The 26,095-nt window shown below is 66.4% G+C and carries 20 protein-coding genes; 9 read left to right on the top strand and 11 right to left on the bottom strand.

Annotated features, from left to right (window positions below):
* Window positions 1-7 precede the first annotated feature (7 nt).
* Window positions 8-2,881 carry an autotransporter domain-containing protein gene (locus tag ACX9OT_RS18755; protein ID WP_459003149.1) on the bottom strand — a complete coding sequence of 958 codons (2,874 nt, stop codon included), beginning with the start codon at window positions 2,879-2,881 and terminating at the stop codon, window positions 8-10.
* Between the two features lie 256 nt (window positions 2,882-3,137).
* Between ACX9OT_RS18755 and ACX9OT_RS18750 the strand changes: the two genes are divergently transcribed.
* The 5 genes from ACX9OT_RS18750 to ACX9OT_RS18730 are packed head-to-tail and all read left to right on the top strand — an operon-like array spanning window position 3,138 to window position 9,141.
* Window positions 3,138-3,647, top strand: coding sequence for an RNA polymerase sigma factor (locus ACX9OT_RS18750; RefSeq protein WP_080291744.1), 510 nt, complete (start codon window positions 3,138-3,140; stop codon window positions 3,645-3,647).
* Window positions 3,644-4,612 carry a FecR family protein gene (locus ACX9OT_RS18745; RefSeq protein WP_049424370.1) on the top strand — a complete coding sequence of 323 codons (969 nt, stop codon included), beginning with the start codon at window positions 3,644-3,646 and terminating at the stop codon, window positions 4,610-4,612. The genes ACX9OT_RS18750 and ACX9OT_RS18745 overlap by 4 nt, the downstream gene beginning before the upstream one ends.
* An 11-nt stretch (window positions 4,613-4,623) precedes the next feature.
* Window positions 4,624-7,422 carry a TonB-dependent receptor plug domain-containing protein gene (locus ACX9OT_RS18740; RefSeq protein ID WP_071227738.1) on the top strand — a complete coding sequence of 933 codons (2,799 nt, stop codon included), beginning with the start codon at window positions 4,624-4,626 and terminating at the stop codon, window positions 7,420-7,422.
* Between the two features lie 46 nt (window positions 7,423-7,468).
* On the top strand, window positions 7,469-8,425 hold the full coding sequence (locus ACX9OT_RS18735; RefSeq protein WP_071227739.1) for a hypothetical protein: 957 nt from the start codon (window positions 7,469-7,471) through the stop codon (window positions 8,423-8,425).
* Entirely contained in the window at window positions 8,422-9,141 is a 720-nt protein-coding gene (locus ACX9OT_RS18730; protein WP_459003146.1) for a hypothetical protein, read from the top strand. The genes ACX9OT_RS18735 and ACX9OT_RS18730 overlap by 4 nt, the downstream gene beginning before the upstream one ends.
* Before the next feature lie 83 nt (window positions 9,142-9,224).
* Here the strand turns inward: ACX9OT_RS18730 and ACX9OT_RS18725 are convergent, their stop codons facing one another.
* From ACX9OT_RS18725 to murJ, 7 genes are all read right to left on the bottom strand, one after another.
* Complete coding sequence (locus tag ACX9OT_RS18725; protein ID WP_107433599.1) at window positions 9,225-9,890, bottom strand: lysoplasmalogenase; 666 nt, start codon at window positions 9,888-9,890, stop codon at window positions 9,225-9,227.
* Window positions 9,887-11,770 carry a M61 family metallopeptidase gene (locus ACX9OT_RS18720; RefSeq protein WP_459003144.1) on the bottom strand — a complete coding sequence of 628 codons (1,884 nt, stop codon included), beginning with the start codon at window positions 11,768-11,770 and terminating at the stop codon, window positions 9,887-9,889. Before ACX9OT_RS18720 ends, ACX9OT_RS18725 begins: the two co-directional genes overlap by 4 nt.
* Before the next feature lie 201 nt (window positions 11,771-11,971).
* Window positions 11,972-12,922, bottom strand: coding sequence for a 4-hydroxy-3-methylbut-2-enyl diphosphate reductase (gene ispH, locus ACX9OT_RS18715; protein WP_049424359.1), 951 nt, complete (start codon window positions 12,920-12,922; stop codon window positions 11,972-11,974).
* 27 nt (window positions 12,923-12,949) lie between these two features.
* Window positions 12,950-13,474: a signal peptidase II gene (gene lspA / locus ACX9OT_RS18710; protein WP_180846398.1), complete on the bottom strand. Its 525-nt coding sequence runs from the start codon at window positions 13,472-13,474 to the stop codon at window positions 12,950-12,952.
* Entirely contained in the window at window positions 13,474-16,305 is a 2,832-nt protein-coding gene (gene ileS, locus ACX9OT_RS18705; RefSeq protein ID WP_459003142.1) for an isoleucine--tRNA ligase, read from the bottom strand. Before ileS ends, lspA begins: the two co-directional genes overlap by 1 nt.
* A complete protein-coding gene (locus tag ACX9OT_RS18700) occupies window positions 16,302-17,249 on the bottom strand; it encodes a bifunctional riboflavin kinase/FAD synthetase (protein ID WP_032127582.1) in 948 nt (315 codons plus the stop codon). Before ACX9OT_RS18700 ends, ileS begins: the two co-directional genes overlap by 4 nt.
* A gap of 75 nt (window positions 17,250-17,324) precedes the next feature.
* Window positions 17,325-18,929 (bottom strand): murein biosynthesis integral membrane protein MurJ, encoded by a 1,605-nt coding sequence (gene murJ, locus ACX9OT_RS18695; RefSeq protein WP_459003139.1) that lies wholly within the window; start codon window positions 18,927-18,929, stop codon window positions 17,325-17,327.
* Window positions 18,930-19,046: 117 nt separating this feature from the next.
* Between murJ and rpsT the strand changes: the two genes are divergently transcribed.
* The gene (gene rpsT, locus ACX9OT_RS18690) at window positions 19,047-19,316 is read left to right on the top strand and encodes a 30S ribosomal protein S20 (RefSeq protein ID WP_005408560.1); all 270 of its coding nucleotides are present in this window, start codon (window positions 19,047-19,049) and stop codon (window positions 19,314-19,316) included.
* 206 nt (window positions 19,317-19,522) lie between these two features.
* Here rpsT and cgtA read toward each other — a convergent pair whose 3' ends face one another.
* The 3 genes from cgtA to rplU form a co-directional block, all read right to left on the bottom strand.
* Window positions 19,523-20,575, bottom strand: a complete 1,053-nt coding sequence (gene cgtA, locus ACX9OT_RS18685; protein ID WP_049424353.1) for an Obg family GTPase CgtA — start codon at window positions 20,573-20,575, stop codon at window positions 19,523-19,525.
* A gap of 177 nt (window positions 20,576-20,752) precedes the next feature.
* Entirely contained in the window at window positions 20,753-21,016 is a 264-nt protein-coding gene (gene rpmA, locus ACX9OT_RS18680) for a 50S ribosomal protein L27 (protein WP_005415704.1), read from the bottom strand.
* A gap of 18 nt (window positions 21,017-21,034) precedes the next feature.
* Window positions 21,035-21,343 carry a 50S ribosomal protein L21 gene (gene rplU / locus ACX9OT_RS18675; RefSeq protein WP_005408557.1) on the bottom strand — a complete coding sequence of 103 codons (309 nt, stop codon included), beginning with the start codon at window positions 21,341-21,343 and terminating at the stop codon, window positions 21,035-21,037.
* Between the two features lie 316 nt (window positions 21,344-21,659).
* Between rplU and uvrA the strand changes: the two genes are divergently transcribed.
* The 3 genes from uvrA (at window position 21,660) to ACX9OT_RS18660 (ending at window position 25,893) form a co-directional block, all read left to right on the top strand.
* Complete coding sequence (gene uvrA / locus ACX9OT_RS18670) at window positions 21,660-24,662, top strand: excinuclease ABC subunit UvrA (protein WP_459003136.1); 3,003 nt, start codon at window positions 21,660-21,662, stop codon at window positions 24,660-24,662.
* Window positions 24,662-25,069, top strand: a complete 408-nt coding sequence (locus ACX9OT_RS18665) for an acyl-CoA thioesterase (protein ID WP_142807505.1) — start codon at window positions 24,662-24,664, stop codon at window positions 25,067-25,069. The genes uvrA and ACX9OT_RS18665 overlap by 1 nt, the downstream gene beginning before the upstream one ends.
* Window positions 25,070-25,167: 98 nt before the next feature.
* On the top strand, window positions 25,168-25,893 hold the full coding sequence (locus tag ACX9OT_RS18660; RefSeq protein ID WP_459003133.1) for an enolase: 726 nt from the start codon (window positions 25,168-25,170) through the stop codon (window positions 25,891-25,893).
* Window positions 25,894-26,095: the final 202 nt, after the last annotated feature.

The following is a 26,095-nucleotide window of genomic DNA, read 5'->3' as shown; positions in this document are numbered from 1 at the left end:
GTGCCACTTAGAACTTGTAGCCCAGGCCCAGCATCACGCCGTTCTGGATCTGCCCGTCGCGGCGCTCACCCACGTAATCGGCCATGATGGACAGCCGCTCGCTGGCACGGCTGGTCACACCCAGGTTCCAGGCCAGCACCTGCTCGCCCACCGCCTGGCTGCTGGCGCCGAACACCAGATCCGGTGCCGCGGCGAAGCCGGTGCTGTAGCGGGCCTGCGAATCGCCCAGTTCCTTCTGCCAGACCACCCGGGCGCGCGGGGTGATGCGCTCGCCGTTGTTGCCTTCGAAGGTCTTGAACAGCTGCAGGCCCGCACCCATGCGGATGCTCTCCAGGCTGCCGCTGCGGCCAACCAGCGCACCGGCGCCCTGCCCTTCGTTGAAGCGGGTGGCCGAGGTGCGCGCGTAGTCCACCACCGGCAGCAACGGCTGGATCACCAGGCCCTTGGCGGTGGTGAAGGAGAACGCATGTTCCACCCGTGCGGAGATCGCATCGTTGCTGTACTTGGCGCGCAGTGGCTGCTGCAGGCCATCGATGCCGTTGATGCTGCGACGGGTATCGTGGCGCAGATCGGTGTAGCGCACGGCCGCCGACAGATAGCCGCGCGCGTACGTCGCATCGAGGTAGCCGCCCACGTCCAGCGCACGCACGTCACCAGTGAAACCAGAGCCATCGCTGGCCTTGGTCGACATGTCCGCCGCGGCCACGCTGACGCCCAGGGTCACGCGGTCATCGGCCACACGGGTATCCGCACCGACCACGATGCCACCGATGGTGTGGCTCAGGCCGGCCACGCCACCGTCAGCATCGAGGCGGCCATGGCTGGCGAAACCACGCGCCCAGATGCCATGGCTGCGTCCAGCATCACCGCTGGCCGCGGCGCTGCCCGACGCGGGCTCGACCAGGTGCATCGCCAGCTGGTTGAACAGGCTGCCATGGCGCATGCCCGGCTGGGAGGAGACCGACTGCGCCACCTGCGAGGCCAGGCCATCGGCATCACCGCCGCTGCGCATGGCCGACTGGTGCTGCTGCACGACGTTGCCGATGCTGCCCACCAGCGCGGTGTCGGCCAGTCGCAGGCTGGCGTGCGCATCACCGCGCAGGGCACCGGCCTGTTGTGCGATCACATCGCGGTCGGCGAACTGCAGTGCGCCCAGCAGCGATCTCAGTCCCTTGTCCTGGCGATCGGAGGCGGTCGCCAGCGCGCGGCCCAGGCCGTCGCCGGACGTGCCATTGGCAAACAGGCCCAGCTGGTCAAAGCCCGGGTTGGCGGTCAGCCACAGGCCATCGGCCGTCTGCTTCACGTTGAAGCTGAGCAGTGAATTGTGGCGCGGGCGGAACACTTCACCGGCAGTGATGCTGGCACTGTACCCGGCGTCCCCCAGCCGCACGACATCCTGGAAGCCCCCCTGGTAGATCGGCCCTTCCACCAGATCGCGGCGGTAGGCACTGGCATAGAAGCCCTGGGCCACATTCAACGCAAGGTGTGCGCCCTGCGCGATCACCAGCGCGCCCTCCTCGGTGCCGCCATCGTAGAAGCTGCCGACGCGCAGGCGGCCATTGCCGGTACCACCGGTTTCGGTAACATCGAACAACACCTGGCCGCCGGGCATGATGTTGACGTAGCCGTGGGTCACCAGGTCCCCACCGCGCGGCATCAGCGTGCCGAACACGCGCAGGCGGTTGAAGCCATCTTCGCGGTAGGACGGGCCGGTGCCATCCAGCAGCGCATCGCTGTCGGTGCCGACCGATGCGATATCACCGTGGCCGACCACGATGCTGCCCGGCATCACCCGCAGCTCGGGGGTGCGCAGCGCACCACCCTCCAGTGCGATGGTGCCGTTGTCCACCAGAATGAAATCGGCGCCGGTGGTTTCAGCGGTGCGCCAGGTGGCGCCATTGCTGACACGGATCACGCCGGCGGAGTTGGCCAGGGTCGAGGCATCCAGATCGGCCAGCCGCAGCTGGCCGCGCAGTTCATCCTGGAGGTCGGGGTCGGCGAGCAGCTGCTGCAACGACTGCGCGCCGATACCGTTCGCCCCCCGCGTGGAGAAGTTGTACAGGCTCACCGCATAGTTGATGTAGGTGCTGGCCCAGTCGGTGTTCCAGCGCGCGAAATCGTCGTCGACAAAGGCCTGCAGCTGGCGCGCGGTACGAAGGTAGCCCGGGTTGATGTCGCCGCTGACGTTGCTGGTGACACGAAGGGTGTCGCCCGGATCGCGATAGCCCGCCGTGTTGATGATGCTGTTGCTGCGGATGTCCTGGCCCGGGAATGACTCCAGCTTGCTCCCACTGCCATCCGGATCGAAGGTAACCGACGTACCCGTGGTACGCGCCGGGTCGCGGAATACCAGCAGGCCATTGGGCTGCACCACTTCATACATGGCCTTGTGCAACAGGCCCGCATCCATGCCGCCGCCGTAGTTGCCTGTGTAGATCTGGGTCATTCGCGCCGACGGCGCATAGGTGATCCTGCCACCACTGCTGGCGGCATGGATCTGCACCGAGTCGACCAGCGGCAGATCGCCGCCGAGGTAACGGTTGACGCCACCGGACTGCATGATCGAGCAGGACGAAATGCAATGGCCGGACACGATGGTGTCCAGGCCCTGGGTACGGATCACCGCCTGCAGCCACTCGCCGGCAATCAGCGCGCCACCGTTGGACGTTCGCAGCACGACTTCGCGGATCGGACGGCCTTCAGCCTGCGCCTTGGCCAGCAGTGCGGGCAGCGCCACCACATCGGCGACGGTGACGCCGCCGCTGAGGAAGACGCGATCGTCCTGCACGTGATAACTCATTGCCATGACGTCATCAGCTGCCGCGATGGCGCCAACGCCCATCAGCCCGGCCAGGGCCAGGCTCAACTTCGAATACTTCATGCGTTCTCTCTCTCCACCCGCAACACGCGGGTAGAACGATCAACGCCGCAGCGGGGCGATCTCCCCCAGTGGAACGGATCCTGAAAAATGAATACATTCACAATAAGAATCCGATCGATGCACACTCTTCCCCATCCGGTCATCGTCGCGTAAAACTCGATGACGCATTCGCCACCGACAGTCGAGGCCAGCCCTGTCCACCCCGTCTCCCCTGATCCATCGCGCGCCGGAGCCGCCCGCACCTGCGGATGCCTTCATCGCGTTCGTACGCGAAGAGCGCGCACCGCTGTGCGCGTTCCTGCGCACGCGGGGGGTCGGGCCTGAGGATGCGGAGGATATCGCGCAGGACTGCATGGAGCGGCTGATCCGCTATCGCGCACAGGGCCCGGACGAACTGCGCCTGCTGCTGTATCGTATCGCCCGCAACCGCCTGGCAGACCGCGGACGCTCGCCGCAGTCGCGGCCGCATCTGCCGCTGGCCGAACACGATGGCAGCGACGAACCGCCCAGTTCCTCGCCCGATCCATTGCGCCAGGCCGAGTCAGGGCAGATGCTGTCCCTGCTGCGGCAGGCCCTGTTCAAGCTGCCCGAACGCGCACGCGAGGTCTATCTGCTCAACCGCATCACCGGCATGAGCTACACGCAGATCGCGCGGCATTGTGGAATTACTGCCAAGACCGTGGAAAAACATATCGCCCGGGCCCTGCAGGGCCTGCGTCAGGAGTTGGGATCGGATCCGCTGCACAACGACAGGGACGGCCAATGAGTGGCACCCCGCACAGGAATGATGCACAGCTGTTTGAACGCGCCAGCGCCTGGGTAGCCCGCCTGGAAGCCCCGGACTGCACATCGGCCGAACGCGAAACGTTCGAGGACTGGCTGGCCGAAGATCCGGCCCACGTCAAAGCCTGGGTGCAGGCCGAAACCCTGTTCCAGCAGGGTGCGGAGCTTGCGGCTGACCCCTGGCTGCGCACCGCCGCGGCACGGGCGGCGCGTCCGCCGCGCCGGCGCTGGTTGCCGGGCGTGGCCGCTGCCGCCGGTGTCTGCATGGCGATCGGCATCGGCTGGATGGTTGCCGTCGACGGCAACCCGACGCCACAGGTCTACGCCAATGATTCGCACCAGGCACAGCAGCAGACGCTGGCCGATGGCAGCGTCGCCATGCTGGATGCCGGCACCACCCTCCGCGCCCGCTTCGGCTGGCGTCATCGTGATCTGGTGCTGGAGCGGGGTCGGCTGCAACTGCAGGTCGCTCCGTCGAACAAGGCGCTGCAGCTGCACGCCGGCGGCAGTACGATCCGCGACATCGGCACGACCTTCCAGGTGGAACGCCTGCGCGATGGTCTGGTCGAGGTCGCGCTGCTGGAAGGTGCCGTGGAAGTCAGCAACGGCGCAGCGCAGCACACGCTGGCACCCGGCCAACAGCTGCAGGTATTGCCCTCCGGCCGTATCCAGCCGGGCCCTGCCCTCTCGTCCAACGCAGCCGCTGAAGGCTGGCTGCGTGGGCAACTGGTGTTCGATGCCACGCCACTGTCGATCGTGGTCGAGCGCATGAACCGTTATGGCCGCACGCCACTGGTGATCGTCGATCCGGAGATCACCGACCTGGCGGTAAGCGGCACCTTCCGCGCCGGTGATGCACAGGAGCTGCTGTCGGCGCTGGAACTGGGTTGGTCCGTGGCTGGCCAGACGCGTCCGGATGGCGCGCTGGAACTGCGCCGCACCTACTGAGGAGACCGGCAGTGAAGGCAGGTCCGGGTGCGCTGCAGTGGGGGCTGCTCCGCGCCCTGCTATGCCTTGCACTGGGTGTTGCCGCACTACCGATGGCCGATGCCGGCGAGCCCGCCGGCACGCTGGAGATCGACGTGGGCGCCGGCCCACTGGTGCCGGCACTGCAGCAATGGGCCCGGCAGAGTGGCACCGCCCTGCTGTTCGACGCACGTGAACTGGATGATCTGCGCACCGGCGGCAGCCGTGACCAACGCGATACCGGGGCCTCCCTGAAGCAGCTGGTCGCCGGCCTGCCGGTCAACATCCTGCGCACTTCATCCGGTGCCTTTGTCGTGCGGCGCGTCCATCCCGAGCCCCCTGCCACGCCGCCGAAAGCGGTCGCAGCCCCGCGCCTGCCGCGCCCGGCTCCCAAGTCCGCCGACACGCCACACCAGGTGGAACTGGCGCCCATCCATGTCACCGGCAGCCGGCTGCCGCGCTCTTCGGTGCAGACCACACTGCCGGTCACCACCATCGATCGCGACGATATCCTGCGCAGCGGCTACGGCAATCTGTTCGACCTGCTGCGGCACCTGCCCGGCATGAACGGCCATCCGGCCATGAGCACCTCGCGCGGCGGCGATTCGCAGTACCTGCCGGTGGGCGCAGCGGCCACCACCAGTCTCGACGGCATGGGCCCGCGGGCGACGCTGTTCCTGGTCAACGGCCGGCGCCTGCCGCGCTATCCGATGGTGTCGCTGGAACAGGGTGGGCTCACCGACCTCGGCGGCATTCCGCTGAGCTTCGTCGACCGCATCGAACTGGTACGCGGTGGTGCCTCGGCCATCTATGGGGCCGACGCCATGTCCGGCGTGGTCAACATCATCCTGCGCGACCAGGCCGATGGGCCCGAAGCCATGCTGCAGACCGGGCTCAGCAGCCGCGGCGATGCGGGCCAGTACCGCCTGCAGGCCGCCACGGGCGGCGCGCGTGGCAACGGGGACCGCTGGTTTGCCGGACTCGATCTGCACCGTGTCGAACATGTCGCCGGTGACCAGCGTGACTGGCACGCGGAAACCTCGCTGTATCCGATCGGCGCGATCTTCGGCAACTGGTACGTGCCCGCCCGGCGCTGCGAGCCGCCCCTGAAGCGGCGCGAGGATGGCTGCTGGTTTGACAGCGCGCGGCCGCGGTCGCTGCAGCCCGCCTCGGATACCGCGTCGGCCTTCCTGCACTACCGGCATGAACGTGGTGAGGGACGCTATGCCTATGTCGAGGCGCGGGCCAGTCACAACCGCCAGCGCTTCGATCTGGGCCCGACCGCCGTTGCGGTGGTCTCGCGCGGAATCACCTTCAACAGTGTGCTGCGTGAGGCCGGCAACGTGCGCCCCAGCGTCCGCGCCACCGATGCCGACCTTACCTTCGGCATCGGCCGCGACCAGGGCCGGCGCAGCTGGGAGGCGGGCATCAGCGCGCAGCGCAGCGACGTGACCTTGTCCACTGCAGGCACCGTGCGCACGACACGCCTGCTTGAAGCAACGCAGGCGCGCAGGTTCACTCCCGGTTTCGACGCGCCGCCGGCGGCCGAGGCGGACACGCTGTTTCCGTCCATCCGCAACCGCGGCAGCACCGCACAATGGCAGGGCTGGTGGGGCGTGCAGCGTGAGCTGATGGCAATGCCCGGCGGCAATGCGCAGCTGGCCACCGGCATCGACCTGCGCCATGAACGCTGGACCTCGCGCCCGGACGCACTGCTGAGTCAGGGCGACCTTGCGCTGGGCCTGCCACAGCAGCGACGCCGCCTGTCGCGACAAAGCAGTGGCGTCTACGCCGAGCTGGGCCTGCCGCTGGCCCCCACGTTGCGCGCGGACCTGGCTGCACGCTGGGACCGCGACGGCGGCTTCATGGCGTTCTCGCCTCGTGCCGGGCTGCGCTGGAGCCCGACGCCGCACTGGTCGTTCCTGCTGGCCAGCGGGCGCGGCTATCGTGCACCGAGCCTGTTCGAGCAACGGCGGCCTCCCGGCTACTTCGGCTCGATCACGCTTCCGGTGTCCAGTGCCCTTCCGGAATGTGCGATCGCCACGCGTGGTGGCGGCTGCAGCGTCACGGCCAACGTGGTTGAGAACGATGCACTGAAGGCCGAGCGATCACGCAGCCATTCGCTGGCAGCCACGTGGACGCCCAACGACACATTCTCGCTGTCGCTGACCCACAACATCGTGGAACTGCGCAACGAGATCCTCGCCCTGCAGCCGAGCGATGCGGTGTGGAACCGCAGCACGTGGGAACTGGATGAAGACGGCCACCTGGGCAGCCTGCGCCTGTCGTTCGACAACATCGGCCGCACCACCTCCCGCAACTGGGTGCTGCGTGGCGAGTACCGCATCGACAGCGGCAGCAACGGCCAATGGTTGTTTTCGCTCGATGCGCTGAAGCAGCAGGAACTGCTTCGCCGCCGTGACCATGAGGCCGCCGTGGACCTGCGTGGTCATGTGACACCCGAGCTGGCTGCGGTGTTGAACGTGCAATGGCAGAACAGCAACTGGGACATCGCGCTGCGCGGCAACCAGATCGGGCGCACGCGTGCCTGGCTGCCGGGGGCGGAGTGCCCGCAGAAGCAGGTCGACCGGAACCACTGCATGAACCCACGGCAGCTGCGCTGGAACCTGCACCTCGCACGCCGGCTGGGGCCGCGCATCGTTGCAGCGCTGGACGTGCACAACGTGCTGGACACGCAACCGGTGAACTATCTGGTCGGCAATGGCGGGCAGATGCCCGGGCTGGACGATCCGCTCGGCCGCTACTACCTGCTTACCCTGCAGTTCCGCTGAAGCGTAGTAATCTACGCGCCCTGTTCCACCGCGGTCCCCTTCCCCCATGAAAGCCTATCTCTGGTTCTGGGGCGCGTTCCTGCTGTTCTTCGCGTTGCCTTTTCCCTGCATTCTCTATTTCGGCACTTCGTGGCCGGTAGCGCTGGTCGACCGCAGCGCACCGTGGCTGGCACTGTTGCTGCTCGCACTGTCGATGGTGCTGTGGCTGATGCTGCTGTTCGCCTTCCTGCACTACCTGTTGCTGGGGCCGCCACGCGCACTGCACCGGGTGCAGTCGATCCTGGCCGACGGTGAACCGCGCAGTGCGCTGATCGAGCAGGCCGAACAGACCGGCGTGCAGGTACGTGGGTTCGCGCAATGGAAACTGCAGTTGTCCTTCAAGAACCTGTCCGGTACGCCGGTCCGCGAACAGATGCTGGTGGTCGACAGCAAACCCCAGCTGCATCGCTTCGAGGTGGGCAGGCACATCGATGCGCGCCTGGGCCGGACACCCGGAGCATTCCCCAACATCGTGCTGGACGGTGCCCAGCCCGAACTGAATGTCGCCAGCCTGTGGCGGCGCGGCATCGGTGCAGCACTCGGCATCGCCGTCGTTGCCGCTGCCTATGTGTGGGCCTACCAGCTGCAGAGCGAGGGGCTGGGCTGGACCTTCCTGTCGTTCGGTCACCCGCTGCTGGTGTGCCCGCTGGTGCTGTGTGGCTATGCGCTGGGCCTGCGCCTGCTCGGCCGCCTGCTGCACGCCGATGCCCGCGGCGATGCGCTGAAGTATCGCGGCATCGGCGTGGAGGCCAGGGTGTTGAAGGTGCGTCAGACCGGCACCTACCTCAACGAACAGCCGCAGGTGGAGTTCCAGCTGGAATACATCGACCGCGAAGGCAACGTGCAGCAGGCTCGCGTGCGCCGCTTCATCCCGCTGATTGAACTGGCCAACATCCCGCGCGAGCATGTGACGCTGCTGTACGACCCGGATGACCGCAGCAACGTGCGCCTGGAGGGAGTATGAAACAGCCGCCCTCAACCCGCACAGTGTTCCTGGTACTGCTGCTGGTTCTGGCGGGCGTGGCCGTTGCCGGAGGCGCCCTGCAGACCATCAGCGAAACGCTGGGGCATTCGGTACAGCCGGACCGGTTGCCCGCGTCCGTCTCGTCCCAGTCGCCGCGCGAACAATCCGCATCGCTTGTGCCGTCCCCGGCGCCCTTCCCCGCCGCGAGCACCGCTGGAGCGCCCGAGCGCAACAACCGCCTGTTCGATGCGGACTACCTGCTGGCTGCCCGTCAGGCACTGGAGCAGATGCCAGCGCTGGCCGGCCAGAGGCTGACGGTCTTCCACAGCATCCACTTCTACGACGATGGCCGCATCAACCTCGATCTGGTCGATCCGCAACAGCCGGGCCACGTCGACAGCTATCACTTTGAACGTGGCCAATGGCGCAAGGGCAATCCGGTGAACCCGCAGCAGTTTGCGCCGACCATCAGCCTGCAGCGCAGCAGCACATCCCTGGCCAGCATCGATTTCGAGGCTGTGCCGCGCGTGGCGCAGGCGCTTCAGGAACAGCGCGATGCGCTGCAGAACCCCGCATCTGAAGTCGGCCACGTTTACGTGATCGTGCGCAAAGCCGGCAAGCTGGTATGGCTGCCGGACGAAGTCGCCGGTGACCGCGAATCCGTGCGCCTGCAGTTCGATGCGCAGGGCGCCCTGCGCGGCGTGAGCCGCCGGTAGGCCACACAAAAAAGGGGACGGAGGGGATTAAGTCGCATGTGCCTTGGTGCGGTTTGCGACTTAATCCCCTCCGTCCCCTTTTTCTATTTCACCGAGCGCGCGATGGCGTACTGCGCGGCGTAGTACGTGGACAGCACCAGCAGGCTGGCCAGCGGCAGGCCACCGGCGAAGCGGTCCCAGGCCAACAGGGAATCGCTGGCGACGAACAGCACGGCACCGGCAGCGGCCCAACGGGCACTGGCGGCCTCCATGGCGTCAGGCTGCGGGCGGCGCCACTGCCGTGCCAGGGCCAGCACCGCCATCGATGCCAGCACCACCACGTACGCCAGCACCGGAATACGCATCGGTGCGGGCAGGTGTGGCCACAGGCCCAGCACGTTGAGCACGGCAAACGCACCGAGCAGGACGCTGGCGCCGACCAGCCCACGCCCGGCACGCAGGCCTCCGCGGAAGGCGATGATGTAGCAGACATGCGCCAGCAGGAATGCGACCAGCCCTGGTACGAACGCATCCATCGGCAGCATCAATGCGATATCGCCCACGCACGAGAGCAGCATGCCGGCCAGCACCGCACGCCGATAGAACGGCTGCACCGGATCATGCACGCCCCAGACGATGGCAGCGATCAGCAGCGTGGTGGCCGGCTTGGCCAGCCAATGCAGCCAGCGCCCATCGCCATGCAGGAACGCGCCGATGATGGCGAGGATCGCCATCAACAGGATCACGCCATCGCGGGCGCGCGGCTTCATCGTGCCTTCCACAGATCCGCCAGGCGGTCAGGCTTGCCGGCGATGCGCTCCAGCACCGGGTACTGCAGGCCACCGTGGTAGGCGATGCTCATCGTTTCGATGCGATCGAACTGCTTCACCAGCAACACGATCGGCGCCTTGTCCTTTGCTGCGGCGGCGACTGCATCCTTCAAGCGCTGGCTGCTGTATTCACGGCCGCCAACCGCGATCACCTTCATGCCCGGTGCAAGACCGGCGTTGAACGCCGGACTGTCCCAGATCACGTCACCGACCGTGCCGTTGTCGAGCACGGTCGCACCCAGTGAGTACGCCAGCAACGCTGCCTTGGCGCGCTTTTCCTGCGCCTTGTAGGCGTCGTTCGGGGTATCGCGGTAAACCAGCTTCCAGCCCGCCAGTTCCAGGCCACCGGTCAACGAACCATGGCCATCCAGGCGCCCGCGCAGGAACGTCGCCCAGTCGTACGGCGCGATACCGTTCAAGGTCGCGACCACATCATCGAAGGTGTACGGATTGACGTCCCAATTGCCATTGCCGACGCCGAAGAACGCACGTGCGAAGTCGTCCAGGCTGCGGCGATTGCCGCTCAGTTCGCGCAGCTTGCCCTCCACTTCCAGCCACAGCATCTGGCCGCCGGAGTAGTAGTCCTCGCTCATCTGGTAGTTGCGGTAGGGCAACGTGCGGCGCTGGGCGATGGTCGGGTCGTTGGTGGTGTCCTGCAGCGGCCGCCAGGCCAGGCCCGGGCGACCACGGTCATAAGTCGCGGCCACGTTGGCCAGCATGTCGCGCGCCTGTGTGGTCGACCACAGGCCCGAACGCGCCGCCAGCACCTGGCCCCAGAACTGGGTCTGGCCCTCGTACACCCACAGCAGGCTGTCGCCCATCGGCACGTTGAAATTGGCGGTGGCCAGATCGGCGCCGCGACGGTACTTCCCGTTCCACGAATGGGTGTACTCATGCGGCAGCAGGTCGCGCATCCACGCGTTGCTGTCCCACTCTGTGAAGTAGCCTGGATCGGCACTGTTCTCGCTGGAGCGGTGGTGCTCCAGACCAATGCCGCCGAGGCGGTCGGTCAACGCCAGCAGGAATTCATAGCGGTTGTAGTGGCGCGCACCGTAGAGCTTGTCGGCCTGCTGCACCAGCGCGCGGTGCATCGTGATCTGTGCCTCACTCGGTTTCAACGACTTGGCCTCGTCGGCGAACACATTGAGGTGCACCGGCACCTTCGCACCCGGGTCGAGATCGATACGCTGGTAGTGCTCGCCGGCGAACAACGGCGAATCGACCAGATGGTCATACGAGATCGGCTTGAACACCACGGTGTCACCGTCGCGTCGCGCGGTTTCCAGGGCAGTGGCGAACGACCAGCCCTTGGGCAGGGTCACGCTGGCCTGCGCCTGCAGGTTGCGCGCATCGACGCCGGCCGGATACAGCGAATTGGCGTTCCACTGCAGGTTGAGCATTTCCGGGGTCATCACCACCCGGCCCTGGCTGCCGCCCTGCGAGGACAGGAAATCGAAGTGGGCGACGATCTCGCTCACGCCCTCGGGCACGTTCACCTTGAACGCATAGACGTTGAACTGGTCGCGCTGCCAGGCCAGCGGCTTGCCGTTGGCGGTCACGCGCAGGCCGGCCAGCTTGTCGATCGGACCGGTGGGCGAATGGTTGCCGGGAATCCACTGCGGGTACAGCAGGGTGACCGGGCCGGGCTTGACCGGCACGGTGGCGGTCACCTTGAAGATGCGACGGGCCAGATCACGCGCGTCGACATCGATGCGCAGCAGGCCGGGAGCCGCCGCGTTCGCCGGTGGCGAGGTCTGCGCAAGTGCAGGCGTGGCCGCCAGCGCGAACAGCAACGACATCGCCAAGGCTCGGGTCTTCATCGGGCAACTTCCAACAACGGAGAATCTTCCGATGCTAGGCCCGTAAAGTGCCCTGCCCCATGGCCAAAGGTCATGGGCGAGCGCCCATTCGTGCATGTACAGAAGCGTGCGAACCAAGGTTCGCACCCACCTTGTGCTGGTTCGCACCCACCAGAGCAGTTTCAGTAGATCCACGCCATGCGTGGATGAGGCGCTTCCCGGTCAGTCAACCAGGCGCAGGCGCAGTTCCTTCGGCAGCGCGAACACCATCGATTCCGGTTCGCCGTCCAGCTCGCCCACGCCGCTGGCGCCCAGCTCGGCCAGACGCGCCAGCACGCCATCAACCAGCACCTGCGGCGCCGAGGCACCTGCGGTCACACCGATGTGCTGCTTGCCAACCACCCACTGCGGGTCGATCTCGTGCGCGCCGTCGATCAGGTACGACTCCACGCCCTCACGACGGGCCAGCTCGCTCAAGCGGTTGGAGTTGGAACTGTTCGGCGAGCCGACCACCAGCACCAGGTCGCAGCGCTTGGCCAGATCGCGCACGGCGTCCTGGCGGTTCTGCGTGGCGTAGCAGATGTCGTCGTTCTTCGGGCCCTGCATTGCCGGGAAACGCTCGCGCAATGCATCGATGATGCCGCGCGTATCGTCCACCGACAGCGTGGTCTGGGTGGTATAGGCGAAGTTTTCCGGCTGGTTGATGTGCAGCGTGGCAACCTGCTCGACATCCTCGACCAGATAGATCTGGCCGGTGCCGGCTTCGCGGTTCCACTGGCCCATGGTGCCCTCCACTTCCGGGTGACCGGCGTGGCCGATCAGCACCACGTCACGGCCGGCACGGCAGTGGCGGGCGACTTCGAAGTGGACCTTGGTCACCAGCGGACAGGTGGCGTCGAACACCTTCAGGCCACGACGCTCGGCCTCCTGGCGCACGGCCTGGGACACGCCATGCGCGCTGAAAATGACCGTGTTGTTGTCCGGCACTTCATCGAGTTCCTCGACGAAGATCGCACCGCGCTGCTTCAGGTCGTCGACCACGAAGCGGTTGTGCACCACTTCATGGCGGACGTAGATGGGCGCGCCCAGCGTTTCGATCGCGCGCTTGACGATCTCGATCGCACGATCGACACCGGCACAGAAACCACGCGGGTTGGCGAGCAGCACATCCATCAGTTCAATCTCCCGGCAGCGGCCGGCTTACGGTTTCGGATTGGCATTATCCGCCTTTTTGGCGGACTTGCCGTCGAACAGGCCAAACAGGGCGATGCCGATGGCACCCACCACGATGGCCGAATCGGCGATGTTGAACGAGGGCCAGGTGTAGCTGCCCACGTACCACTGGATGAAATCGACCACATGGCCATGCACCTGGCGGTCGATCACGTTGCCGATGGCGCCGCCGATGATCAGCGCGTACGGCACCGCCGCCTTCCAGTTGCCGCGCGCAGTGCTACGCAGCCACCAGGCCATCAGGCCGCTGATGGCGATCGCGAGGGCCGTGAAGAAGTACTTCTGCCAGCCACCGGCGTCGCTCAGGAAACTGAACGCGGCACCGGTGTTGTAGGTGCGGTACCAGTTCCAGAAGCCGTCGATGACCACCACCGGCTGGAACTCCGGCAGGCTCGACAACACCCAGGCCTTGGACCACTGGTCCAGGCCGATGATGGCCACCGACAGCAGCAGCCAGACCAGGGCGTTCGGATGCGGACGGGGCGCGGCCATCAGAACCAGCTCCGCACTTCACCGGCGCCGGTGATGTTGCTCACGCAGCGGCCGCACAGTTCCGGGTGGTCGGCGTTGCTGCCGACGTCGGCGCGGTGGTGCCAGCAGCGCACGCACTTGGCCTTGGTGGTCGGCTGGGCGCTGACGAACACCTCGTCGGTGGTCGCCGGGCGCACCTGCACGTCGCCACTGATGAACAGGAAACGCAGTTCATCGGCCAGCGGCTGCCACTTCGCGGCCTGCTCTTCGCTGGCGGCGATGGTGATTTCCGCTTCCAGCGCGGCACCGATCGCGCCGTTGGCACGCATCGGCTCGAGCACCTTGGCCACCTGCTCGCGCACGGCCAGCAGCTGGTCGAAGTCGGCGGCGTTGAGCTGGGCATCGGCCGGCAGCGGCGCCAAGCCGTCGTACCAGGTGGTGAACAGCACATGGCCGGCATGCTCGCCCGGCAGATAGCCCCACAGCTCGTCGGCGGTGAAGGTCAGGATCGGCGCCACCCAGCGGGTGAACGCTTCGGCGATGTGGTACATCGCGCTCTGTGCCGAACGGCGACCGTGCGAATCGGTCGGCATCGTGTACAGGCGGTCCTTGGTCACGTCCAGGTACAGCGAGCCCAGGTCCACGCTGCAGAAGTTCAGCAGCAGCTGCACGATCTCGGCCATGTTGTAGCCGTCGTAGGCCGCCTTGATCTTCTCCTGCAGCTCCCACGCGCGATGCACGATCCAGCGGTCCAGCGCGACCATCTGGTCGAGCGGCTGCAGGTGCTGGGCCGGATCGAAACCGTCCAGGTTGCCGAACAGGAAGCGTGCGGTGTTGCGCAGGCGACGGTAGGCGTCGGCGTTGCGCTTGAGGATCTCCTGCGACAGCGACATCTCGTTGCTGTAGTCGGCCGAGGCGATCCACAGGCGCAGGATGTCCGCGCCCAGCTTGTTCATGATGTCCTGCGGCTCGATGCCGTTGCCCAGCGACTTGGACATCTTGCGGCCGTGCTCGTCCACGGTGAAGCCGTGGGTCAGGCACTGCTTGTACGGCGCGCGCTTGTCGATCGCCACGCCGGTCAGCAGCGAGGACTGGAACCAGCCGCGGTGCTGGTCGGAACCTTCCAGGTACAGGTCGGCCGGCTTGCCGAAGCCACGCGCCGCAAGCACGCCTTCATGGGTCACGCCCGAGTCGAACCAGACGTCGAGGATGTCGGTGACCTTCTCGTAGTCGGCCGCTTCGGCGCCCAGCAGTTCAGCAGCATCCAGCGAATACCACACGTCGATGCCCTCGGCTTCGACGCGGTCGGCGACCTGCTGCATCAGCTCCACCGAACGCGGGTGGATCTCGCCGGTCTGGCGATGGGTGAACAGTGCGATCGGCACGCCCCAGGTGCGCTGGCGCGAGATGGTCCAGTCCGGACGACCGTCGACCATGCTCTGGATGCGCGCCTTGCCCCAGGTCGGGAACCAGCCGACGGTATCGATGGCGGCCAGCGCATCGTTGCGCAGGTTGGCCTTGTCCATCGAGATGAACCACTGCGGGGTGGCGCGGAACACCACCGGCGTCTTGTGGCGCCAGCAGTGCGGGTAGCTGTGGCGGATCGGGTGGAAGGCCAGCAGCGAACCGTTGTCGCGCAGCACGCTGACGATGGCCTCCTGCGCCTTCCACAGGTGCTGGCCGGCCAGCACCACGTCACCGGCCGGCGGGGTCGATTCCAGGTACACGCCACGGCCGTCGATCGGGGTCACCTGGCCGGCGTTGTACTTGTCCAGCAGGCCGTACTTCTGGCTGACCACGAAGTCTTCCTGGCCGTGGCCGGGGGCGGTGTGCACCGCACCGGTACCGTCCTCGTCGGAGACGTGCTCGCCGTTGAGCACCAGGATCTCGCGCTCCGGGTAGAACGGGTGCGCCAGCAGCTGGTTCTCCAGCGCGGCACCGGTGGTTTCACCGTGCAGCACCACGTTTTCGACGCCATAGCGCTGCAGCGCGCGCTCGGCCAGGGCCGCGGCCAGCACCAGCCAACGGCGCTTGCCGTTGTGCGCCGGGCCTTCGGCCAGCACGTAGTTGATCTCCGCGCCCAGCGACACCGCCAGCGAAGCCGGCAGCGTCCACGGGGTGGTGGTCCAGATCGGCACGGCCACTTCCACGTCAGCCGGCACGCTCACGCCGAACGCCTGGCCGATGGCCTGCGCATCGCGCGCGGCGTAGGCCACGTCGATCGCCGGCGATTCCTTTTCCTGGTACTCGATCTCGGCCTCGGCCAGCGCCGAGCCACAGTCGAAGCACCAGTACACCGGCTTGGCGCCACGCACCAGGTGGCCATTGGCCACGACCTTGGCCAGCGCACGGATCTCGTTGGCTTCGAAGTCGAAGCTCAAGGTCTTGTACGGGTTGTCCCAGTCGCCGGTGACGCCCAGGCGCTTGAAGTCCACGCGCTGGATGTTGATCTGCTCTTCGGCGAACTCGCGGCACTTCTGCCGGAATTCAACCGCGTCGAGCTTGGTGCCGACCTTGCCCCACTTCTTCTCGACCGCGATCTCGATCGGCAGGCCGTGGCAGTCCCAGCCCGGCACGTAGGGCGCATCGAAGCCGGCCAGGTAGCGCGACTTGACGATGATGTCCTTCAGGATCTTGTTGACCGCGTGGCCCAGGTGGATGCGGCCGTTGGCGTACGGCGGGCCGTCATGCAGCACGAACAGCGGGCGGCCGGCGGCGTTGTCGCGCAGCTGCTGGTAGAGCCCCTGCTCTTCCCACCGCGCCAGAATGCCCGGCTCGCGCTTGGGCAGGTCGCCGCGCATCGGGAATTCGGTGGCTGGCAGGTTCAGGGTGGTCTTGTAGTCCTGGCTCACGCAGTGGCTCGCAATCTATGTTCGGAAAGGATGGCGCGCGCCTGTTCGGCGTCGCGGTGCATCTGGTCGGTCAGTGCCGCCAGATCATTGAATTTCTCTTCGTCGCGCAGCTTGGCGACGAACTCCACGTCGATGTGGCGCCCGTACAGGTCGCCCTGGAAATCAAACAGGTGCGCTTCCAGCAGCGGCTCCACGCCGTCCACCGTCGGCCGCGTGCCGAAGCTGGACACCGACGGCCACGGCTGGTCGAACACGCCGTGCACCCAGGTCGCGTAGATGCCCGACAGCGCCGGGGTCTTCGGGAAACGCAGGTTGGCGGTGGGGAAGCCCAGCGTGCGGCCGAGCTGGCGCCCACGCACCACCCGCCCGCTGATCGCGTAGGGACGGCCGAGCAGATCGCCGGCACGGGCGAAATCGCCGTCCTGCAGCAGCTGGCGGATGCGGGTGCTGGAGATGCGCTCGCCGTGCAGATCCACCGCTTCGATCTCGCCGGCGCTGAAGCCGAGCTCGGCGCCGAGCTGCTGCAGCAGGGCCAGGTCGCCGCGGCGGCGGTTGCCGAAGCAGAACTCCGGCCCGATCCAGACCTCACGCGCACTCAGGCGATTGACCAGCAACTGGCGCACGAAGGTCTCGGCCGGCATCGCCGCCATCGCCGCGTCGAAACGCAACAGGCCGATCGCATCGACGCCGAGCTCGCGCAGGATCTCGACCTTGCTGCGCGCCAGGGTCAGCCGCGGCGGCGGCGTGCCCTGGGCGAAGAATTCACGCGGCAGCGGCTCGAACGCCACGGCCACCGCGGCCACGCCCAAGGCGCGCGCGCGGGCAACCGCGTGGCGGACCAGCGCACGATGGCCCAGGTGGAGGCCGTCGAATGCACCGATACAGACCACGCTTCCGTTGGGGAACAGCTCCCCGCCCTCGACGCTTCTGAACAGCCTGCTCATCAACTCTCGTTCCGGCCCGACCGGGGCCGCTGCTTCAATGGTGTAACCCTGAAGTATAGCCGCCACGGGCCGCGATCAATGCCCGCGCAGGTCGCGTGGGCGGAAGCCCATCGCCAGCATGGCCACCGCGTAGGTCGCGCCGCCGCCGCCGACCAGCAGCGCCAGGGCACCGATACGGTGCCATTTGTCCATGACGGTGAAGTCGGGAACCCAGTGCAGCAGGGCCAACAGCACGCCGACCATGGCCGCACAGGCCAGCAGCAGCCGCACCAGGTAGCCGCCCCAGCCCGGCCGGCGCTGGTAGACATCGGTCTTGCCCAGCCAGTACCAGAGCAGGCCCAGGTTCAGGTAACTGGACAGTGCGCTGGCGATGCCCAGCGCCAGGTGCAGGCCCGGCTGCTTGCCGATGGCCGCCATCACGCCCTGCGCCTTCAGCTCGTCCGGCACCATGACCTGGTAGAGCACGGCCAGCAGGGCGAAGTTGAACACCATGTTGGCCACCAGCGCGGCCACACCGGCACGGACCGGGGTCTTGGTGTCCTGGCGGGCATAGAACGCCGGCAGCACCACCTTCAGCAGGGCGAACGCCGGCAGGCCGAAACTCAGGCCGTACACCGACAGCGCGGTCATGCGGGTATCGAAGGCGGTGAACTGGCGGTACTGGAACAGAGTGGCGATCAGCGGCTCGGCCAGCAGCAGCAGGCCCAGCATGGCCGGCACCGAGATCAGCAGGGTCATCCGCAGGCCCCAGTCCAGCGAGCGCGAGAAACCCTCGCGGTCGGTGCTGACGTGATGGCGGGCCAGCGCCGGCAGGATCACCGTGCCCAGCGCCACGCCGAACACACCCAGCGGCAGCTCCAGGAAGCGATCGGCCAGCGACAGCCACGACTGCGAGCCGTCGGTCAGCTTGGCCGCGATGAGGGTATCCAGCAACAGGTTGATCTGCGCCACCGACGAACCGAACAGGGTCGGCACCATCAGCGTCAGCACCTTGCGCACGCCCGGATGGCGCCAGCCCCAGCGCGGCAGGGTCAGCAGGTTGATGCCCTTCAGCGAGGGCAGCTGGAACAGCAGCTGCAGGATGCCGGCGGCGAGTACCGCCCAGCCCAGCGCCAGGATCTGTTTTTCCGGGGTGCCGCCCAGCCGCGGCGCCAGCCATAGCGCACCGGCGATCATGCACAGGTTGAGGATGACCGGGGTCAGCGCCGGCATCGCGAAACGCTGGAAGCTGTTCAGCGCGCCACCGGCCAGCGCGGTCAACGAGACGAACAACAGGAACGGGAAGGTCAGGCGGAACAGGTCGACCAGCAGGGTCTGCTTGACCGGGTCGGTATCAGCACCACTCGAGAATGCGACCGCCAGCTGCGGCGCGAAGATCAGCGCCAGCGCGGTGACCAGCATCAGCACGCCGCCCAGGGTGCCGGCGGTGCGGGCCATCAGTTCACGCAGCTCGGCATGGCTGCGGGTTTCCTTCACTTCCGTGAACACCGGCACGAAAGCGGTGGCGAAAGAGCCTTCGGCGAACAACCGGCGCAGGAAATTGGGTACCCTGAAGGCAACCCAGAACGCATCGGTAACCGCATTGGTGCCGAACGTGGTGGTGATCACCTGGTCACGGACAAGTCCGAGTACCCGCGAGACCATGGTCATGCTGCTGAACGACAGCAGGCCTCGCAACATCTTCGGTGAACTCACTCAGCGTCCCTCTTGACAATCGACTTGACGTGCATTTCTCGGGCCATCATACTAGCTAGCTTGCTGTTCCCATAACACCGATTTTTTCAGGAAACCACCACCGTGGCCAATATCAAGTCCGCCAAGAAGCGCGCCAAGCAGACCGTCGTGCGCAACGCGCGCAACGTGGCTCAGCGCTCGATGCTGCGCACCGCTGTCAAGAAAGTGATCAAGGCGCTGGACGCCAACGATGCCGCCGGCGCCGAAGCCGCCTTCGCCGTTGCCCAGCCGATCCTGGATCGCTTCAGCGCGCGTGGCCTGATCCACAAGAACAAGGCTGCTCGCCACAAGAGCCGCCTGAACGACCGCATCAAGGCCCTCAAGGCCGCCTGATCCGGCGTTGCCGCCCTGCCCCTTCGGGGGTCGGGCAGCAGAAAAGAACCCGGCCCCGGCCGGGTTTTTTGTTGCCTGCGATCCACGCGATCCGGTAGTGCCGGCCGCTGGCCGGCAACCCCGAGGAATGCCGGCCAGCGGCCGGCACTAACGGAAAATGAAAAACCCGGCCGAAGCCGGGTTTTTCGCATGGAACCACAACAGCATTACTGCGCGTTGCGGGCTTCCAGCTCGTCTTCCTTCTGGCGATCGAAGAAGGCCATGATCCGGCTCATGATCGGGAAAGTACCTTCGCGGCCCAGCGCGGAGACCAGGAACCACGGCTCCTTCCAGCCCAGCTCGGCAACGATCTGATCGGCCGCAGCCTTCGCTTCGTCTTCGAACATCAGGTCGGCCTTGTTCAGCACCAGCCAGCGCGGCTTCTGCAGCAGCTCCGGATCATGCTTTTCCAGTTCGCGCTCGATCGCGCGCACCTGCTCGACCGGGGAAATGCCTTCCACCCCGCCTTCCATCGGCGAGATGTCCACCAGGTGCAGCAGCAGGCGGGTGCGCTGCAGGTGGCGCAGGAACTGCGCACCCAGGCCGGCACCGTCGGCAGCGCCTTCGATCAGGCCGGGAATGTCGGCAATCACGAAGCTGCGGTAGTTCTCCACCTTCACCACACCCAGGTTCGGGTACAGTGTGGTGAACGGGTAATCGGCCACCTTCGGCGTCGCCGCCGAAACGGCACGGATCAGGGTGCTCTTGCCGGCATTGGGGAAGCCCAGCAGGCCGACGTCAGCCAGCAGCTTCAGTTCCAGCTTCAGCGTGCGCTCTTCGCCCGGCTCGCCCGGCAGCGCCTGGCGCGGCGAGCGGTTGGTCGAGCTCTTGAAGTGCATGTTGCCGAGGCCACCACGACCGCCCTGCGCCACCAGCAGGCGATCACCATGCTGGGTCAGGTCGCCGATGATTTCATCGGTGGCGACGTTGATCACCACGGTGCCGACCGGCACGGTGATGGTCAGGTCTTCGCCGCCCTTGCCATAGGCCTGGCGGCCCATGCCGTTCTCGCCACGCTGCGCCTTGAAGATGCGGTCATGGCGGAAGTCGACCAGGGTGTTCAGGTTTTCGTCGGCGCGGATGTACACGCTGCCGCCCGCACCGCCGTCGCCGCCGTCCGGGCCGCCGAGCGGAATGAACTTCTCGCGACGGAAGCCAATGCAGCCGTTGCCGCCGTTGCCGGCGAACACTTCGATTTCTGCTTCGTCTACCAGTTTCATTGTTTCGATGCCTGCGATGGGCGCGGCCTGCCTGCCGTCGCCTTGAATGTTATGCCAGCCACTGGCCGGCACCCCGGCCTGGCCGGTCTTGCTTTCACTCTAACGAAAAGCCCCGCCGAAGCGGGGCTCTTCATGCAGCACCCCCATGCCGAGGCACGGGTGCCGGCGATGCCTGGATCAGGCGTCGGCCGAGACGATGCTGACGGTGCGACGCTTCTTGGCGCCCTTGACCGAGAACTCCACCTTGCCGTCCACGAGGGCGAACAGGGTGTGGTCACGGCCCAGGCCAACGCCCGAACCCGGGTGGAACTGGGTGCCGCGCTGACGCACGATGATGTTGCCGGCTTCGATGGCCTGGCCGCCGAAGATCTTGACGCCCAGGTACTTCGGGTTGGAGTCGCGACCGTTGCGCGAGGAGCCTACGCCCTTTTTATGTGCCATGACTGCTTCTCCTGATGCTTAGCCGGCGATGCCGGTGATCTCGATTTCGGTGTAGTACTGACGGTGACCCTGACGCTTCATGTGGTGCTTGCGGCGACGGAACTTGATGATCCGGACCTTGTCAGCACGACCCTGGGACAGGACCTTGGCGGTGACGGCAGCGCCCTTCAGCGCATCGCCCAGCTTCACGCCGTCGCTGTCACCCAGCATCAGGATGTTGTCAAACTTGATCTCGCTGCCGACTTCGACTTCGAGCTTTTCAATGCGGAGCTTTTCGCCCTGCGCCACGCGGTATTGCTTACCGCCGGTGACCAGTACTGCGTACATGACCAAGCCTTCCTCTGTAGTTATTGTGGTCTGAGCTGCCGCCATCGAGGGCGGACAGGAGCGGAATTGTACGCAGATCAGCGGGCGCGGGTCAAGTCAACCCCTGAACGGCCCGGGGGCCCGGCCGGAACGGGGTCAGATCCCTTTTCAGGTCGTGAAAAGGGATCTGACCCCTGCCTGTCGGCCTGTCTCATCAGGTGAGACATCGGGCTGGCATTGTCGCCCATTGCCCCCATCTGGTCACCTCGGTAGGCTGACCGATTGCCGTTCCCTGCTGGCCCGGCACCCAGCCAACGCCCCCACAACCGGATCCCCCATGGCGATGGATTTCATCCGCATCCGCGGCGCGCGGACGCACAATCTGAAGAACCTCGACCTCGACCTGCCCCGCGACAAGCTGATCGTGATCACCGGCCTGTCCGGTTCGGGCAAGTCCTCGCTGGCGTTCGACACCATCTATGCAGAAGGCCAGCGCCGCTACGTCGAGTCGCTGTCGGCCTATGCGCGCCAGTTCCTGAGCGTGATGGAAAAGCCGGACCTGGACCACATCGAAGGCCTGTCCCCGGCCATCTCGATCGAGCAGAAGTCGACCTCGCACAACCCGCGTTCGACCGTCGGCACCATCACCGAGATCTACGACTACCTGCGCCTGCTGTACGCCCGCGTCGGCACCCCGCGCTGCCCGGACCACGGCTATCCGCTGGAAGCGCAGACGGTCAGCCAGATGGTCGACCAGGTACTGACGCTGGACCCGGAACAGCGCTACATGCTGCTGGCGCCGGTCATCCGCGACCGCAAGGGCGAACACGCACAGGTGTTCGACCAGCTGCGTGCGCAGGGCTTCGTGCGTGTGCGCGTGGACGGCGAGCTGTATGAAATCGATGCGGTGCCGCCGCTGGCGCTGCGCCAGAAGCACACCATCGAGGCGGTGATCGACCGCTTCCGCCCGCGCGAGGACATCAAGCAGCGCCTGGCCGAGAGCTTCGAGACCGCACTGAAGCTGGGCGATGGCATGGCCTCGGTGCAGAGCCTGGACACCGCCGACGCCACGCCGGCGCTGTTCTCCTCCAAGTACTCCTGCCCGGTATGCGACTACTCGCTGCCGGAGCTGGAACCGCGCCTGTTCTCGTTCAACGCACCGATGGGCGCCTGCCCCGGCTGCGATGGCCTGGGCATCGCCGAGTTCTTCGACCCCTCGCGCGTGGTGGTGCATCCGGAGCTGTCGCTGGCCGCCGGTGCGGTGCGCGGCTGGGATCGCCGCAACGCCTACTATTTCCAGCTGATCGCTTCGCTGGCCAAGCACTACAAGTTCGACGTGGATGCCGCGTGGAATTCGCTGTCGGCCAAGGTGCAGCAGGCCGTGCTGTACGGCAGCGGCGACGAGACGATCACCTTCACCTACTTCACCGAAGCTGGCGGCCGCACCCAGCGCAAGCACCGCTTCGAGGGCATCATTCCCAACCTCGAACGCCGCTACAAGGAAACCGAGTCGCCTGCGGTGCGCGAGGAGCTGTCCAAGTACATCAGCGAACAGCCGTGCCCGGAATGCAATGGCGCGCGCCTGAACAAGGCAGCACGCAACGTGTTCGTGGCCGATCGCCCGCTGCCGGAGCTGGTGGTGCTGCCGATCGACGAGGCACTGAAGTTCTTCAGTGAACTGAGCCTGCCGGGCTGGCGTGGCGAGATCGCCGCGAAGATCGTCAAGGAGATTGGCGAACGCCTCGGCTTCCTGGTCGATGTCGGCCTGGATTACCTGACCCTGGAGCGCAAGGCCGACACCCTGTCCGGTGGCGAGGCGCAGCGCATCCGCCTGGCCAGCCAGATCGGCGCCGGCCTGGTCGGCGTGATGTACGTGCTCGACGAGCCGTCGATCGGCCTGCACCAGCGCGACAACGAACGCCTGCTCGGCACCCTCACCCGCCTGCGTGACCTGGGCAATACGGTGATCGTGGTCGAACATGACGAGGATGCGATCCGGCTGGCCGACTACGTGCTGGACATCGGCCCGGGCGCGGGCGTGCACGGCGGCGAGATCGTCGGCCAGGGCACCCTGCAGGACATCCTGGAGGCACCGCGTTCGCTGACCGGCCAGTACCTGTCGGGCAAGCGCGCGATCGAGATTCCGGCGCGCCGGCACACGCCGAACCCGAAGATGACCCTGCACCTGCGCGGGGCGACCGGCAACAACCTGAAGGGCGTGGACCTGGCGATTCCGTCGGGCCTGCTGACCTGCGTGACCGGCGTATCCGGCTCGGGCAAGTCGACCCTGATCAACGACACCCTGTTCTCGCTGGCCGCCAACGAGATCAACGGTGCCTCGCACCCGATCGCTCCGTACAAGGAGATCGATGGCCTGGACCTGTTCGACAAGGTGGTGGACATCGACCAGTCGCCGATCGGCCGCACCCCGCGCTCGAACCCGGCCACCTACACCGGCCTGTTCACGCCGCTGCGCGAACTGTTCGCACAGGTGCCCGAAGCGCGTGCACGCGGCTATTCGCCGGGCCGCTTCAGCTTCAACGTGCGCGGCGGCCGCTGCGAAGCCTGCCAGGGTGACGGCCTGATCAAGGTCGAGATGCACTTCCTGCCGGACGTGTACGTGCCCTGCGACGTCTGCCATGGCAAGCGCTACAACCGCGAGACGCTGGAGATCCTGTACAAGGGCTTCAACATCAACGACGTGCTGGAAATGACCGTCGAGGATGCGCTGAAGCTGTTCGAACCGGTGCCGTCGATCGCGCGCAAGCTGGAAACGCTGGTCGACGTCGGTCTGAGCTACATCAAGCTGGGCCAGAGCGCGACCACGCTGTCCGGTGGTGAAGCGCAGCGCGTGAAGCTGTCCAAGGAGCTGTCGCGCCGCGATACCGGCCGCACCCTGTACATCCTCGACGAGCCGACCACCGGCCTGCACTTCCACGACATCGAAGCGCTGCTGGGCGTGCTGCACAAGCTGCGCGACGAAGGCAACACGGTGGTGGTGATCGAGCACAACCTGGACGTGATCAAGACCGCCGACTGGATCGTTGATCTGGGTCCGGAAGGCGGCCATCGCGGCGGCACCATCCTGGTCACCGGCACGCCGGAAGACGTGGCGGCCTGCCCGCAGTCGTACACCGGCCAGTTCCTGGCCCGCATGCTGCCCTCCACCAGCGCCCGCCCCGAGCAGCCGGCTGCCGTGGCCAACAAGCCAGACGCCCGCCCGCCGCGCAAGGTGAAGCCTGAAAAGGCCGAGAAGCCGGCGAAGAAGGCCGTGGCTGCCAAGAGCACCGGCAAGACCAGCAAGACCGCAACTGCCAGCAAGAAGAAAAAGGACGCCTGATGAGCAGCGAACACAAGATCCTGGCCCGCATCCCGATCAGCGTGCGCTGGCGTGACATGGACAGCATGGGCCATGTGAACAACGCCAAGTACATCTCCTACCTGGAAGAAGCGCGCGTGCGCTGGATGCTGGGCGTGGAGGGTGTGTCGATGACCGACCGCATCGCACCGGTGGTGGCCGCGACCAACGTCAACTACCGGCTGCCGATCGTGTGGCCCAACGACATCCTGGTCGAGCTGTTCGTCGAGCGCCTGGGCAACAGCAGCGTGACCATCGGCCACCGCATCGTCGACCAGCAGGACGAATCGAAGCTCTATTCGGACGGCAACGTGGTGGTGGTCTGGATGGACACCCAGACCGGCAAGAGCGCACCGCTGCCGGAGGCGATCCGCAACGCGTCGACCTGACGCGCCTGTGGTAGTGCCGGCCGCTGGCCGGCAACCTCCAGATGTATCGCGGATGCCGGCCAGCGGCCGGCACTACCGATCCAATTCAAAGGACTGACATGATCCACCAGACTGAACTGCGCGACCTGCTGCCCGGCATGGTCGCCTTCCCCACCGATGTCTTCCCCGCCGACCAGGCCTGGCTCGGCCAGCACCTGCTGCCGCTGCTGAAGATCGACCTCGGCGTGCTGCGCCCGGAACTGGCCGGCCAGGTGGCAACGATGCTGTGCCCGATCGAGCCGTATGACGGCTGCATCGGCGAGACCACAGAAGAACACCACAACGATTTCACCGGCACCAACTGGATCGCCTTCGAACTGACCGCCGGCAATGAGATGCGCTTCCTCGGCAACGCGGGCTATTTCATCGGTGATGCGGTGCAGGACAAGGATGCGCAGGAACACATCGCGCAGATGCGCGACAGCTACGCCAAGGCACGCGACTACCACGCCACGCATGGCCGCCTCGCCTGCTACTCGCGCTACGGCAAGGGTGAAGCCAGCGAGCGCGATTACCTGGATACGCTGGGCGGACAGATTTCCTGCGGCAACTGGATCGAGACGGCTGACATCCCGAACGCCTTCACCCTGGAATTCACCGACGCCGCCAACGACCGGCATGCACCGGACGATGCGGAACTGGCAATCATCCGCCGCGATGGCAACGCGTTCTTCGCGGTGGCCGAAGTGGCCGGCTACAACTGGTGCGCCACCGGTGCCGATGCGATCGTGATGCTGTACGAGCCGGAAAGCCGCACGGTGCTGTTCTCGTACGACTGGTCGTAAGCCCCTGGTAGTGCCGGCCGCTGGCCGGCATTTCGCGTCCTGCCGGCCAGCGGCCGGCACTACCGGATATTCCGGTCGCGCCGAGCGTCCTCGACGCTACGGCAGCCATCCCAATCGTCGCTTCATCCGTAGAGTCGAGATCCTATGTTCGTGGTCAAGCCTGCTGGAAGCAGGCTTGACCCACCTTCAGCATGGCCGGATC

It is taken from the genome of Stenotrophomonas genospecies 3 (assembly GCF_054473855.1).
This window is presented reverse-complemented; position numbering and strand designations above follow the sequence as displayed.

What these genes read in the sequence shown, in the direction of transcription:
- murJ (WP_459003139.1), bottom strand. Translation starts at nt 18,929, where the DNA reads ATGTTGCGAGGCCTGCTGTCGTTCAGCAGCATGACCATGGTCTCGCGG.
- ACX9OT_RS18665 (WP_142807505.1), top strand. Translation starts at nt 24,662, where the DNA reads ATGAGCAGCGAACACAAGATCCTGGCCCGCATCCCGATCAGCGTGCGC.
- rplU (WP_005408557.1), bottom strand. Translation starts at nt 21,343, where the DNA reads ATGTACGCAGTACTGGTCACCGGCGGTAAGCAATACCGCGTGGCGCAG.
- lspA (WP_180846398.1), bottom strand. Translation starts at nt 13,474, where the DNA reads ATGGCCGCGCCCCGTCCGCATCCGAACGCCCTGGTCTGGCTGCTGCTG.
- ACX9OT_RS18745 (WP_049424370.1), top strand. Translation starts at nt 3,644, where the DNA reads ATGAGTGGCACCCCGCACAGGAATGATGCACAGCTGTTTGAACGCGCC.
- ispH (WP_049424359.1), bottom strand. Translation starts at nt 12,922, where the DNA reads ATGGATGTGCTGCTCGCCAACCCGCGTGGTTTCTGTGCCGGTGTCGAT.
- uvrA (WP_459003136.1), top strand. Translation starts at nt 21,660, where the DNA reads ATGGCGATGGATTTCATCCGCATCCGCGGCGCGCGGACGCACAATCTG.
- rpmA (WP_005415704.1), bottom strand. Translation starts at nt 21,016, where the DNA reads ATGGCACATAAAAAGGGCGTAGGCTCCTCGCGCAACGGTCGCGACTCC.
- cgtA (WP_049424353.1), bottom strand. Translation starts at nt 20,575, where the DNA reads ATGAAACTGGTAGACGAAGCAGAAATCGAAGTGTTCGCCGGCAACGGC.
- ACX9OT_RS18725 (WP_107433599.1), bottom strand. Translation starts at nt 9,890, where the DNA reads ATGAAGCCGCGCGCCCGCGATGGCGTGATCCTGTTGATGGCGATCCTC.
- ACX9OT_RS18660 (WP_459003133.1), top strand. Translation starts at nt 25,168, where the DNA reads ATGATCCACCAGACTGAACTGCGCGACCTGCTGCCCGGCATGGTCGCC.
- ACX9OT_RS18700 (WP_032127582.1), bottom strand. Translation starts at nt 17,249, where the DNA reads ATGAGCAGGCTGTTCAGAAGCGTCGAGGGCGGGGAGCTGTTCCCCAAC.
- ACX9OT_RS18755 (WP_459003149.1), bottom strand. Translation starts at nt 2,881, where the DNA reads ATGAAGTATTCGAAGTTGAGCCTGGCCCTGGCCGGGCTGATGGGCGTT.
- ACX9OT_RS18730 (WP_459003146.1), top strand. Translation starts at nt 8,422, where the DNA reads ATGAAACAGCCGCCCTCAACCCGCACAGTGTTCCTGGTACTGCTGCTG.
- ACX9OT_RS18735 (WP_071227739.1), top strand. Translation starts at nt 7,469, where the DNA reads ATGAAAGCCTATCTCTGGTTCTGGGGCGCGTTCCTGCTGTTCTTCGCG.
- ACX9OT_RS18720 (WP_459003144.1), bottom strand. Translation starts at nt 11,770, where the DNA reads ATGAAGACCCGAGCCTTGGCGATGTCGTTGCTGTTCGCGCTGGCGGCC.